This is a genomic window from Clostridium sp. AF15-41 (genome assembly GCF_003604095.1).
Taxonomy (GTDB): Bacteria; Bacillota; Clostridia; order Lachnospirales; family Lachnospiraceae; genus Coprococcus.
Genome location: NZ_QTMQ01000005.1, coordinates 25,934 through 39,242 on the forward strand (window position 1 = coordinate 25,934; position 13,309 = coordinate 39,242).

A 13,309-nucleotide genomic window follows, 5' to 3' on the forward strand; every position below is an offset into this window, starting at 1 on the left:
GGGGTGCTCTTACACAATGAAAAAGAATAAGACAGTTGAATATGGAAAATATGGATTACTGTTTCTCATTCCATTCTTTCTTGTATTCTTAGTTTTTCAGCTGTATCCTCTTCTTTATACTTTTTATAATTCATTAATCTATTCCGCTAAAAATGGTAGATATGTAACCGAGACAGTTGGTCTTGGAAACTTTACAAACTATGTATTTGCAAAGACTGGTAGCGAGTTCTGGCAGTCATTAATGGTAACAGTTGTTCTGTGGATCTTAAACTTCATTCCACAGATTTTATTGGCTTTACTTCTTGCTGCATGGTTTACAGACATCAAGATCAAGTTAAAGGGAAGTGGTATTTACAAGGTTATCATGTATATGCCTAACATTATTACAGCAGCTACAATCGCCGTATTATTCTACGGTCTGTTCGAGGTTAATGGTCCTATCACGACTATTTTCAAAGACCTTGGCTGGTGTGATAAGGGTGGTATCTTAAATCATGGCTGGGCATCATTGATCATCATTGCTTTCATTCAGTTCTGGATGTGGTATGGTAATACAATGATCGTTCTTTGTGCAGGTATCTTAGGTATTAACCCATCCCTGTATGAGGCTGCAAGCGTAGATGGTGCTTCATCTAAACAGCAGTTCTTCAAGATTACACTTCCATTGTTAAAGCCGATCTTACAGTATACACTTGTAACATCAGCTATCGGTGGTTTACAGATGTACGATATACCTCAGTTGTTCAATGAGGGCGGTCCTGTAGTTGTAACAGGCAGTGGATCATCCGTTAATTCAACAACAACAGTCGTAATGCTGATTAAGAAGTATGTAAGTGCCGGAGGTACACAGGATTATGGTAAAGCCGCTGCATATTCAGTTATGCTTTTTGCATTCACACTGATTATCAGCTTACTGTTCTACAAATTAACAGCAGAAAAATCATCAAAGGATGGAAAGTAGGTGAACAAAGTGGATCAGACAGAATCAAAAGTATCAGGAGGCAAGATTGTCAGATACGTCGTTTGTATCTTGCTTTGTTTCCTGTCAATATTGCCATTTTATATTTTGATCATTAACTCTACTTTAAAGTCAACAGAAATTGTTACAGGTATTAAATTGATACCGGGTGGAGAATTTATTACAAACTTCAAAGGTTTGTTAGCAGGTAGTGAAAAAACAAGTGGTGTTAACGTACTTCAGGCTATGTTAAACTCTTTATTGGTTACTGTTCCGGCTACAGCATTGCAGATCTATTTCGGATCATTAACAGCTTATGCAGTTACAGTATATAACTTCAAGTTAAAGAAGTTTGCATGGGGCTTTATTTATGCGATCATGATGATTCCTCAGCAGGTATCAATCGTTGGTTTCATTAAGATTTGTAACTTAACACACTTATACGGATCATTCTTAGCGCTGATTATTCCGGCAATCGCTGCTCCTACTACTGTTTATTTCATGAAGCAGTACATGGAAACAGGTCTTTCAGTTGAGATCGTTGAAGCAGCCAGAATCGATGGATCGGGAGAAATTCATACATTCAATACGATTGTACTTCCGCTGTTGAAACCGGCTATGGCAACACAGGCGATCTTCGGATTCGTTGCATCATGGAATAACCTGTATACACCTTCAATTATTCTTGCAACAGAGAGACAGAAGCAGACAATGCCTATGTACGTTTCAGCGTTAAAGGCAAATGATAAGTCAAGAGACTGGGGTCAGATTTACTGTGGACTTTTCACTACAGTACTTCCAATTCTGGTTATGTACTTCTTCCTTTCTAAGTACATTATCGCAGGTGTGGCACTTGGTGGTGTAAAGGAGTAAAGAGGTCTTTTATAAAATATAATGTAGGTATCGGAAGCCATGGGCGATCGATACCCACATTATATATACTGAATAAGTGAGGAGAAGCTGCTGTAGCAGGTTCTCTATATTTTTGTTTATGAGGAAAATTTGATGAATGAAATGACAAACAATCAAGACAACAAGAATAGCGGAAGGGATAAAGAACCGTTTTTGAGACGCGCAATGGATGCATTTGGAACAATGTTTGCACTGAATATCTGTTTTGTAATAGGATGTATTCCAATTTTTACGATTGGTGCATCATTTACTGCATTGTATGCAATGTGCATCCGACTTCAGGAAGATGAAGAGGAAACTGTTGTTTCTGGTTTCATTCATGAGTTTAAGCGTAGTTTCAAACAATCTACGATTGCGTTTTTACTGTTGCTCGTTGCAGTTGCTGTAATGTTGGCTGAATATATTATGATCAAGCGGGTGACAGGGTTTATTTCAACATTTTATACATTTGTGCTTATAATTGAGGCAGTATTAGTTGCACTTGTTGTACCGTTTTTATTTCCGTTAATTGCAAGGTATAATAATGCGTTGAGTATCACGGTAAGAAATGCAATGGTACTTTCAATAACTTACCTGTGGTCATGGGTAAAGGTCGTTATCGCATGGTTTGTTCCGATATTTATCTGTGTGAAATATCCGGTTGTGTTTGTGAGTATCTGGTATATGTGGCTGTTGCTTTTGTTTGGGGCAATTGCGTGGGGAACAACGCATACGATACGAAAGATATTCCGGTTGAATGAACAAAGAATCATTGATACTGCAGAGAAGGAGAGAAAAGCTGCGGAAGAAGCAGCGAAGGAAGCTGAACCGGATGAATCAGAATCAGTGGATGAAGAGGGAAAATAAAAGAAAAACAAAATAGTTTCTTTAATAATAAAATAAAGGAAAATGAAAAAGTCTGTAGAATAATAAAATTGTACGGACTTTTTTGCTATATTCGTTATATTGACCATGGAGGATGGTAAAATATGCTAATTCGTGAAAAACAGGAGCGACAAGAACATGAGATCCTGAGCCCATATGCATCATTCAGTGATCAGAGCAGAGGCAGGGACAAGGAGGAAGAACAGTGTGATCTTCGGACGGTCTATCAGAGGGACAGAGATAGGATCATTCACTGTAAGGCGTTCCGTCGCCTGAAGCATAAGACACAGGTATTCCTGTCACCGGGAGATGATCATTACAGAACGAGACTTACACATACCCTTGAGGTGGCGCAGATTGCAAGAACGATCGCAAGATCGCTTCGTCTGAATGAGGATCTGACAGAAGCAATCGCACTTGGTCATGATCTGGGGCATACACCATTTGGACATGCAGGAGAACGGGCATTGTCCAGATGTTCCGGCAGGTCGTTTCAGCATAATGAACAGAGTGTGCGTGTGGTGGAAAAACTGGAGAAAAGGGGAGCAGGGTTGAATCTGACATGGGAAGTCAGAGATGGAATGTTGAATCATAAGACATCCTGTACGCCGGCAACATTGGAAGGAAAAATCGTCCGGTTGGCAGATAAGATTGCATATGTAAATCATGATATGGATGATGCAATTCGAGGTGGAATTATGAAAGAATCCGATCTCCCGGTTAGTATCGTTAAGGTACTTGGCAACAATACCAGAGATCGATTGGACTGTCTGATCCATGATGTGATTGATACCAGTTATGAAACGGATACAGTTCGGATGTCAGAAGAGATCGGTGAGGCGTTATCAGCGCTTCGCAGATATATGTTTGAATATCTGTATACGAATCCTGTGGCAAAAAGAGAAGAAGTAAAAGCAGAAAAGTTACTAGAGATATTATTTGATTATTACAGAGAAGATCAATCGAGGCTGAATAATGAAAGCATAGAAATGCTCTATATGGGGGAGGATCTTACGACCGTAATCTGTGATTATATAGCAGGTATGACGGATAATTATGCGATCGAAACATTTAAGAAGATCTATGTTCCGGGTGCGTGGAAGGGTATTTGAGATAACATCATTGTCAAGTTTGCAATATATATGTTTACAACGAGAGCGAATGGTGTGGTGACAGAATTAATCCCTGTAATCTGTATATGATTACGTTTTATATTAGGATAACGAACAGATAGATGGAAAATTATTTAATTGGAAAGGAAGGGTAGTCGTTGTACTATTCAGATGAGGTCATAGATGAGGTGATATCCAGAAATGATATCGTGAATGTGATATCGGGATATGTCAGCCTCAGAAAAAAAGGAAGGACATTTGAAGCCTGTTGCCCATTTCATCATGAAAAGACACCATCTTTTAAGGTGGATCGGGACAAGCAGCTGTATCACTGTTTTGGATGTGGTGCCGGGGGAAATGTATTTACATTTATCATGGAATATGAGAATATGTCGTTCCCGGAAGCAGTACAGTATCTGGCTGATAAGGCAGGAATGACACTGCCTGAAAGCAGTCAGTCAGGACAGGATGCATCAAGAGAAAAATATAAAATACTGCTACGCGATATGAATAAGACAGCGGCAGCGTATTTTCACTATATTATGAGGCATACTGAACATGGAAAGAAAGCCTATGAATATTTTAAAGGCAGAGGACTTTCGGATGAAACGATCGATCGATTTGGACTTGGGTATGCCGATGTTTACCGGGATGACTTGTATCGATATCTGAAAGGTAAAGGGTATTCCGATTCTGAGTTAAAGGATTCCGGTCTGGTAGTGATCGATGAGAAAAATGGCGGATTGGATAAATTCTGGAATCGTGCGATGATACCGATTCTGGATATTAATGGCAAGGTGATCGGCTTTGGCGGACGAGTTATGGGTGATGGAAAGCCAAAGTATATCAACACCAGTGATACAGTTGTATTTGATAAGAGTCGGAATCTGTTTGCAATGAATATTGCCAGGAGAAGCAGACGAAAAGGGTTTATCTGCTGCGAGGGCTACATGGATGTCATATCCATGCATCAGGCAGGATTTGATAATGCGGTAGCGTCGCTGGGAACAGCATTTACCTTTGGACATGCGAATATATTGAAACGATATACGAATGAAGTATATCTGGCATATGACAGTGATGGTGCGGGTGTTGCAGCCACGCTAAAGGTTATTTCGATTATGCGAGAGGTAGGAATATCTGCGAGAGTCATCAATATGCGACCGCATAAAGATCCGGATGAATTTATTCAGACACTTGGAAGTGAAGCGTTTGAGGAACGGATACAGAAGGCAGAGAGTGCGATCATGTTTGAGGTGCGGATGTTGTCTGAACAGTATAATCTGAATGATCCGGAGGAGCGAACCTCCTTCCACAATGAGACAGCAAAACGACTGGCACAGATAGAAGAAGTGCTGGAACGTAATAATTATATCGAAGCAGTATCGAATCTATATCATATTGATAAGACAGGTCTTACAGATCTGGTACACAAATATGGAATTGCAGGTGTTCCGCGTTCGGAGATCGTAGAACGGGAAGAACGACGGGCGGAGCATGAAAGCAGAGCTGTCGATCCGGCAAAGAATAAGCCGATGAAGCTGCTTTTGACATGGATGGTCAATGAACCGGGATTATTTCAGAAGCTGGACGGTATCATTGATGAAACCAGTTTTGAAGATGGCGTTTACCGTGTGGTGGCAGACAAGCTGTTTTCACAATATCGGGAAAACGGGAAGGTGGAACCGGCAAGTATCGTAACAACATTTGAGTCGATAGAGGAACAACGTCTGGTGGCAGAGATGCTTCAGACGAATATCGGAATTGACATGACGCAGGAAGAAATCAACAATGCGGTGACAGATGTTGTGAAAAAGATAAGATTAAGCAGTATAGAAGATAAACTGGCAAAGACAAATGATATAAAAGAGATGCAGAATCTCATACGTGCCAAGGCGGATCTTACGAAGCTGCATATTTCATTATAAAGTGGATAAACTATTATATATTTATGGAGGATCATGGTTTATGGAATCAAAAGAGAATAAAGAGCAGATTGAAGAGAAATTTCAGGCGAAGCTTCAGGGCTTACTGGAGATGGCAAAAAAGAAAAAGATGGTAATTGAAGATACAGAGATTATCCGTTACTTTAATGATGCAAAAGAAATTGAGCTGAATCTGGAACGTATGGAACAGATCTTTTCATTTTTAGAGAGCCATAATGTAGATATTTTGACAATCACAGAAGAGGATGACGATGAGGAACTTCTGCTGGATGATCTGGAAGAGGATGTAGATGTAGATAAAATCGATATCTCTGTACCGGATGGGGTCAGTATTGAAGATCCTGTCAGAATGTATCTGAAAGAGATCGGTAAAGTACCGCTTCTGAGTGCTGAGGAAGAAATCGAACTGGCAAAACGTATGGAAGAAGGAGATGAGCAGGCAAAGCAGAAGCTTGCAGAAGCAAATCTTCGTCTGGTTGTCAGCATTGCAAAGCGTTATGTTGGACGTGGTATGCTTTTCCTCGATCTGATTCAGGAAGGAAATCTTGGCCTGATCAAGGCAGTAGAGAAGTTTGATTATAGAAAGGGATATAAGTTCTCCACATATGCAACATGGTGGATCCGTCAGGCGATCACAAGAGCAATTGCGGATCAGGCGAGAACAATCCGTATTCCGGTTCATATGGTAGAGACGATCAATAAGCTTATCCGTGTATCCAGACAGTTATTACAGGAGCTTGGAAGAGAACCACAGCCGGAGGAGATTGCAGATGTTATGGATATTCCTGTTGAGCGTGTACGTGAGATCCTGAAGATTTCACAGGAGCCTGTATCCTTAGAGACACCTATCGGTGAGGAGGAAGACAGCCATCTGGGTGATTTTATTCCGGATGATAATATGCCTGTTCCGGCAGATGCTGCTGCATTTACCTTATTGAAGGAACAGCTGGTAGAGGTACTTGATACATTGACCGAACGTGAAAAGAAGGTGCTTACGCTTCGTTTTGGTCTTGAAGACGGCAGGGCAAGAACGCTGGAAGAGGTTGGTAAAGAATTCAACGTAACCAGAGAGCGTATCCGTCAGATCGAGGCAAAGGCTCTTCGGAAGCTAAGACATCCAAGCAGAAGCAGAAAACTGAGAGATTATATATACTAAAATAGGGATGGAGAGCATATGATAGAACTGTCGAAACGGATGCAGTCGGTTGCGGATATGATACAGCCATGTGATGCAGTCGGAGATATCGGCTGCGATCATGCATTTGTATCGATATATCTGATAGAACAGCACAGAACAAAACGGGTGATCGCATCCGATGTCAGACGAGGACCGATCACGATCGCAAAACGGAATATAGAGGCAATGAACCTGGCGGATCAGATAGAGATACGTATGGGCGACGGGCTTGATACAATCGTACCGGGCGAGGTAAATGCTGTTGTTCTGGCTGGAATGGGCGGTATGTTGATGATCGACATTCTGGAACGCGGCGAAGAGGTGGTCACACGTTGTGATCAGCTTGTGCTTCAACCACAGTCGGATATTGAAAAGGTCAGACGATATCTGGCAGGAAAGGGGTACCATCTTGCAGATGAACAAATGTTGATCGATGCCGGAAAATATTATAATCTTTTGGATGTACGGATTCAGAGGATGCTACAGGCGGATGAATGTATGATCGATTTGCCACAGCCTGATGTGTGGAATGGAGATTTACCACAACACGATGAACAACCTGCAGATGTGGCGTGGACAGATAAGGCAGATAATTTAGATTTTGCAGAGGACTGGTGCTATATGTATGGTGGAAGCCTGTTGCGAAAGAAAGATCCGGTTTTGCGGTCGTGGCTGGTAAAACAGCGAGATACAACAGCAGGGTTGATTGACAGCCTGAGTGGTAAGAATACGGAGAATGCCGCAAAACGTCTGAAAACAATAAAAGCAGAACAAAAGACCATCTGTGCAGTTTTGAAACAGGTGTACAGCATAGATGGATAACAGAGAGCCGGACATTTAAATGTCGGCATACTCTGTTAACAGAATGTTTTGGAGGTTTATTAAGGATATGAGCGAAAAAGCGATACATAACAGCGTGCTGACTTTAAAGGAGCTTGCAAAGAAATGGGCGATTCGTGTAGGCGCTGATTCGGTAGAGAAGCTCAATGAGATCGTAGAAGCGGGTAAAGGTATGGAGTTGATCCTTGTGTGTGAAGCCATGCAGCAGAATACGATTTATGATATTGCGAGAAACATACGCAAAGAAAAGAAAAAGATCATATTGATCGCAGGACCAAGTTCTGCCGGTAAGACGACATTTTCGCATCGCCTTAGTATACAACTTCGGGCACTTGGATTGCATCCGCATCCGATTGCAGTAGATAATTATTTTGTCAATCGGAAAGATAATCCAAGGGATGAAAATGGAAACTACAATTTTGAATGTCTGGAAGCGGTGGATGTGGAACTGTTGAACCATGATATGCAGATGCTTCTTCAGGGGGAAACGGTCAAACTTCCCGAATTTGATTTCTTAAATGGAAGAAGATTGTATAAGGGAGATAATTTGCGGATCGGAGATCAGGATGTGCTTGTGCTTGAGGGAATCCATTCATTGAATCCGAAGATGTTATATGCATTGCCCGATGAGGATAAATATCGTATATATATCAGTCCGTTAAACCAGTTGACGATCGATACAGATGATAAGATATCTACCATAGACAGTCGTTTGATCCGCAGGATCGTTCGAGATAACCGAACTCGTGGGCACGATATAGAACGAACACTTTCAATGTGGAAATCTGTCAGACAGGGTGAAGAACGGTATATATTTCCATATGAGAGTAATGCTGATGTTATGTTCAATTCCGGGTTGTTGTATGAATATTCTGTATTAAAAAAATATATAAATCCATTACTGATGGAGGTATCGGAGAAGTCACCGTTTTATTCAGATGCATTACGCCTGAAAGAATTGACTGATCGTTTTGTAACTCTGGAAGATACCATTGTTCCGTTGAACTCGATTTTACGTGAGTTTATCGGTGGAGGCTGTTTTAAAGTCTGAGGATGAAGAAAGAGCTTTTAAGAAACAAATATTTATAATCAAAGACAGAGAAAAAGTTATCGTATTTCTTTATATAAATAGCATATAATCAGTTGTATACAAAATGGGAGATAACATTACTATTGGGATATGTATGTTATCTCTCACTTTGTATAAGTCAATGAACAGATAAATGGGCTGGCTATATATGTATGAAACAGACCTTTTTCTACGTCGGTACTTGACGAGCCGCTTGAAAAGCGGAGAGCTTAGAACCGCTATGTAGAAAATAGAACGCGAGTGTTCTGTGAAATACATATATAGCCAGCCCATTTATCGTCATCATATAAAAGCTGGACGATAAGCCGGGTTATGTCGAGAGTGATCATCTATCTAGGCTTTATGTTACCATAAAGCTCAAGCGACCTACCTGAGACTTGACGGGCAGCCATTCGTCTCACAGCCGAAGCTGCTTTTTTGGTCTTGCTTCGAGTGGGGTTTACAGAGCCTGTTCTGTTACCAGAAGCAGCGGTGAGCTCTTACCTCGCCTTTCCACCCTTACCATGTACATGGCGGTTTATTTCTGTTGCACTAGCCTGGGAGTTTCCTCCACCGGACGTTATCCGGCACCCTGCCCTGCGAAGCCCGGACTTTCCTCACCTGTCATATGACAGCCGCGATCACTTGTCCAGCTCATTACTTTTATAGCAGAATGAACACAAAAAGTAAAGGGGAAAATAAAGAAACAGAAAACATGGTTTTAAAAACTACTTCTCATGGTATAAAAAATTGTTGAAGTGATGGCAGATGGGTGTTATAATCTCTCTATAGAAGCCTGATAATATATATTGTCCAAGATTTAATATAAGAGGGTGAAATATATGGAGAATAATTATCTGTTAAATAAAGAATATATTAGAATAAAAAATATGAATACAATCAGCTATGGCGGAAATCAGTCATGGTGCAGGAGTAAGAAGATGCAGAAGGTAGGATGTGGTGTAATTGCTTTGGCAGATATATCAATCTATCTTGCAGAACAGAACCCGGGGCTTATGACAGATGCAATTCGCAAAATCAACAAGCCGAAGGGCTTATATAATAAAAATGACTATCTTGCATATGTAAAATGGTTCTATAAGCATTATGTTTTTTTCCTGTGGTATAAAGGAATGACAGGTGTGACGTTAATGAATACATTGAACCGATATTTTATGCTGAATGACATCGGACTTCGTGCAAGATGGAGATTGTTTTTGTCAGATGAGGAAATGATGAAGCAGATTCGGCATTTGATCCGTAAGAATAAACCGGTTGTATTATCAATCGGACCGAATATCCCGAATGTATTTGGCGATAAAGGAATCCATATGTATGTGGAAAAGGATGGACGTATGCTTGCTTCCATGAAAAAGAATGTTCACAGTCATTATGTAGTTGTGACAGGGGTAGAAGAAATATCAGGTCATGAGTATCTGATCGTTTCATCCTGGGGCAAAAAATACTACATCAGCTACGAAGAATACCGTGACTATGTAAAACATTCCGGTGGAAGAATTACAAGTAGCATTCTGTACATCAAGGGAATGATCTAATACTGAAAATCTTATTTGTAATTTATGCGGATATTGTTATTTATTACAAAACATATAGAAGGGGTTCTGCCCCGGATACAAACAACCACTATAAATGACTCGCTGCGGTTTCGATTCGCTGCACATGCCCGATTCGTAAATGCTCCTGCGCTAACTCGCCTTTGGCTCGAACAAGCGCCCGCATTTACTGGCAATGTGCATCTCATTTCGAAATCCTCGCTTATGTCATATTATAGTGGTTGGTTGTATCCGGGGCAGAATTCCTTCTGTATGTTTATACGGAATAACAATATCTGCGCAAAACTAAATAAAAAAGATTTTCCGTATTAGATCATTCTCTTTGGAGATCAATGTCAGACTGGATAGTTATTCATCTGTTGGTTAATGCATATTACATTATAATCATGTATTGCTACATAGTTATTTTCGGGTTAATGCCTGTAACTCGGTTTCTGTCAGTTCGCGGAATTCGCCGGGAGCGAGGGCTTTGTCCAACGTCAGACTTCCCATGGACAGGCGTTTCAAGTAGGTGACCTTCATGCCGAGGGCTTCGAAGGAGCGTTTGACCTGGTGGTAGCGTCCTTCAGTGATCGTCAGGAGAATCTCCGAAGTCTGGGTGTTTAGGTCGGTGTTTTTTATGACTAAAGTACCCGGTTTGGTTGGCTTGTCATCGCCAATGTCCAACCCTTCTTTAAATGCTTTTGTGTGTTCTTCTGTTGCCAGACCATCGATGCGAGCAAAATATGTTTTTGCTACATGTTTGGACGGCGACAGGAGATTGTGGGATAGTTCTCCGTCATCGGTGATAAGCAGCAGGCCTTCTGTGTCGATATCCAGACGACCGACAGGAAAAAGATTCTTTACAGGGACGGAAGCTTTTAACAGATCCAGAACTGTTATATGTAGATTATCATTTGTTGCGCTGACACAGCCCGAGGGCTTATTCAGCATATAATAATGGTGCTTTTGGTATCCAATCACCTTTCCGTTATAAGAAATCTGATCTGCATTTTCATCAATCTTCTGTTCGGGAGATTTGCAGACGATTCCATTTACCGAGATCATTCCTTTTTTTATATATTGTTTTACCTGGGAGCGGGAGCCAATGTCCTGATTTGCCAGAAATTTATCGATTCGCATAGTATATACCTGCCTTTGGTGTTTTAGTTATTCGAAAAAACACTTGTATCCAAGAGATTTTTCATTATTATAGCATGGATTTTTTTGATGTTGGAGAATAAATTCAGTTAATTTCAGAAAACAGGTGGTATTGTATGAAAATGTTATAATAAACCTGCATTTGTGACGGAAATGTTAAATGTTAGATTGTAAAATAAAATTACAGCAGATTATATAAAATAAACAAAAAAATCCAGCGTTTATTTACGGAAAATTAATACATTTTACCATAAAAACTTTGGTTGGAAGACATATGCGTATTGACAGAAACTTTGAATTAGAGTATTATTTTTAACAGAAATGTAACATTTTGTCATGAATTTTAATAAATAGGTACGAAAAGATGAGAATTAGAAGAAATAATCGTTTTTCCCATGTGGGAAGAGGTTTGTTTAGTTATAGATACATAAAACGTAATCTGCTTGTGGCAGCAGCTACGATTGTTACAGCAGCGGGAATTGGACTTGTTGTAAAGTATGGAGAGGCGTTGGATCACAGCCCGGCATATCTGAACAGCCAGACTGCTCAGACTGCATCTGTTGGGACAACTACTGAGGAGGCTGCCACTGTTGATGTGGCTGCACTTCAGACCAGCACGACAAAGAAGGCTGCTCAGAAGAAGACTGTAGTGGCAAAAGCAGAGGAGAAATCCGAATTTGATGGTAAGTTTATCGCAAAGATCAATGATACATTAAATATCAGAGAAGAAGCTACGACAGATTCCAACATCGTAGGTAAGCTGTTTGACGGTAATGTAGGTGATGTATTAGAGACATCCGGTGAATGGACAAAGATTTCATCGGGAGATGTAATCGGGTATGTAAACAGTGATTATATTCTGACCGGCAAGGATGCTGAGACATATGCAGAAGATTACAAGAAAGTCCTTGGAACAGTAACAGATGATACGGTTCGTGTACGTGCAGATAAGTCTACACAGTCAGATATCCTTGGGCTTGTAGCGAAGGATACCGTTCTTTCTGTTAAGACACAGGATAAGGATTGGGTAGAAGTTACAATGAATGACGGAACAGATGGTTATATAGCTGCGGATTATATCACAGTAGAAGAAACTTATGAGTATGCAATGTCGATTGATGACTACACAGCTATGGTAGAAGCTGAACAGCAGAAAGCATATGAAGTGGTATCAACTGATGACAGTGCAGATATAATGACGGCAGATGAAGAAACAACCGAGACGGCAACAACTGAGACTCCGACAACTGAGGGAGCAACAGAAGCGGATACAGAAGTGTCTACAACAGAAGCAACAACAGAGGAGAAGTCGGATGATAGTTCTAAGATTGATGCATCCCAGTATGATGATGCTTATCTGTTGGCATGTTTGGTCAGCATGGAAGCAGGATATGAATCCTATGAAGGACAGTTGGCAGTAGCAAATGTCGTTTTGAACCGTGTAAGAAGTGGTAAATGGGGAAGTTCTATTTCATCAGTTATTTATGCACCGAATCAGTTCCCTTGTGCAACGGGAAGCGTAATGCAGGGATACTTGCAGGATGGTCCGTTATCAACAGCACAGCAGGCAGCAAATGATGCCTTGGCCGGTAACAACAACATTGGAAGTTTTATGAGCTTCTTAAATAAGAATTATATTGATACAGATTCTTTATCTGATTATCAGATTATTGGAAATCATTGTTTCTACTAAAGTGTTTTTGAAAGATGGATTTAA

11 protein-coding genes and 1 other RNA gene are annotated in these 13,309 nt (G+C 40.6%); 10 read left to right on the top strand and 2 right to left on the bottom strand.

What is annotated here, in order from left to right; genetic code table 11:
* Positions 1-16 precede the first annotated feature (16 nt).
* The 8 genes from DWW43_RS05040 (at position 17) to DWW43_RS05075 (ending at position 8,860) form a co-directional block, all read left to right on the top strand.
* A complete protein-coding gene (locus DWW43_RS05040; protein ID WP_119962909.1) occupies positions 17-961 on the top strand; it encodes a sugar ABC transporter permease in 945 nt (314 codons plus the stop codon).
* Positions 962-1,831, top strand: coding sequence for a carbohydrate ABC transporter permease (locus DWW43_RS05045; protein ID WP_117808768.1), 870 nt, complete (start codon positions 962-964; stop codon positions 1,829-1,831).
* A gap of 132 nt (positions 1,832-1,963) precedes the next feature.
* Positions 1,964-2,716, top strand: coding sequence for a YesL family protein (locus DWW43_RS05050; protein WP_008401248.1), 753 nt, complete (start codon positions 1,964-1,966; stop codon positions 2,714-2,716).
* 122 nt (positions 2,717-2,838) lie between these two features.
* Positions 2,839-3,846 (top strand): deoxyguanosinetriphosphate triphosphohydrolase, encoded by a 1,008-nt coding sequence (locus DWW43_RS05055; protein WP_119962910.1) that lies wholly within the window; start codon positions 2,839-2,841, stop codon positions 3,844-3,846.
* A 158-nt stretch (positions 3,847-4,004) separates the two neighbouring features.
* Entirely contained in the window at positions 4,005-5,774 is a 1,770-nt protein-coding gene (gene dnaG, locus DWW43_RS05060; protein WP_119962911.1) for a DNA primase, read from the top strand.
* A gap of 40 nt (positions 5,775-5,814) precedes the next feature.
* Positions 5,815-6,948 carry an RNA polymerase sigma factor RpoD gene (rpoD, locus tag DWW43_RS05065; RefSeq protein ID WP_008401251.1) on the top strand — a complete coding sequence of 378 codons (1,134 nt, stop codon included), beginning with the start codon at positions 5,815-5,817 and terminating at the stop codon, positions 6,946-6,948.
* 18 nt (positions 6,949-6,966) lie between these two features.
* Positions 6,967-7,791: a class I SAM-dependent methyltransferase gene (locus DWW43_RS05070; RefSeq protein ID WP_119962912.1), complete on the top strand. Its 825-nt coding sequence runs from the start codon at positions 6,967-6,969 to the stop codon at positions 7,789-7,791.
* A 67-nt stretch (positions 7,792-7,858) separates the two neighbouring features.
* Positions 7,859-8,860 carry a nucleoside kinase gene (locus DWW43_RS05075; RefSeq protein WP_243104399.1) on the top strand — a complete coding sequence of 334 codons (1,002 nt, stop codon included), beginning with the start codon at positions 7,859-7,861 and terminating at the stop codon, positions 8,858-8,860.
* Between the two features lie 324 nt (positions 8,861-9,184).
* Here DWW43_RS05075 and rnpB read toward each other — a convergent pair.
* Positions 9,185-9,535: RNase P RNA component class A (gene rnpB / locus DWW43_RS05080), an RNA gene on the bottom strand.
* A gap of 185 nt (positions 9,536-9,720) precedes the next feature.
* Here rnpB and DWW43_RS05085 point away from each other — a divergent pair.
* Positions 9,721-10,434 (top strand): hypothetical protein, encoded by a 714-nt coding sequence (locus tag DWW43_RS05085; RefSeq protein ID WP_008401254.1) that lies wholly within the window; start codon positions 9,721-9,723, stop codon positions 10,432-10,434.
* A gap of 420 nt (positions 10,435-10,854) precedes the next feature.
* Here DWW43_RS05085 and DWW43_RS05095 read toward each other — a convergent pair whose 3' ends face one another.
* A complete protein-coding gene (locus tag DWW43_RS05095; protein WP_119962914.1) occupies positions 10,855-11,574 on the bottom strand; it encodes a pseudouridine synthase in 720 nt (239 codons plus the stop codon).
* Between the two features lie 427 nt (positions 11,575-12,001).
* Here DWW43_RS05095 and DWW43_RS05100 point away from each other — a divergent pair, with 427 nt between their 5' ends.
* A complete protein-coding gene (locus DWW43_RS05100) occupies positions 12,002-13,285 on the top strand; it encodes a cell wall hydrolase (RefSeq protein WP_049941088.1) in 1,284 nt (427 codons plus the stop codon).
* The last annotated feature ends 24 nt before the right edge of the window (positions 13,286-13,309 follow it).

Excerpts from the sequence above, each read along its gene's own strand:
- DWW43_RS05085 (WP_008401254.1), top strand. The coding sequence starts at position 9,721 with ATGGAGAATAATTATCTGTTAAATAAAGAATATATTAGAATAAAAAAT.
- DWW43_RS05075 (WP_243104399.1), top strand. The coding sequence starts at position 7,859 with ATGAGCGAAAAAGCGATACATAACAGCGTGCTGACTTTAAAGGAGCTT.
- DWW43_RS05055 (WP_119962910.1), top strand. The coding sequence starts at position 2,839 with ATGCTAATTCGTGAAAAACAGGAGCGACAAGAACATGAGATCCTGAGC.
- rpoD (WP_008401251.1), top strand. The coding sequence starts at position 5,815 with ATGGAATCAAAAGAGAATAAAGAGCAGATTGAAGAGAAATTTCAGGCG.
- DWW43_RS05050 (WP_008401248.1), top strand. The coding sequence starts at position 1,964 with ATGAATGAAATGACAAACAATCAAGACAACAAGAATAGCGGAAGGGAT.
- DWW43_RS05095 (WP_119962914.1), bottom strand. The coding sequence starts at position 11,574 with ATGCGAATCGATAAATTTCTGGCAAATCAGGACATTGGCTCCCGCTCC.
- DWW43_RS05040 (WP_119962909.1), top strand. The coding sequence starts at position 17 with ATGAAAAAGAATAAGACAGTTGAATATGGAAAATATGGATTACTGTTT.
- DWW43_RS05070 (WP_119962912.1), top strand. The coding sequence starts at position 6,967 with ATGATAGAACTGTCGAAACGGATGCAGTCGGTTGCGGATATGATACAG.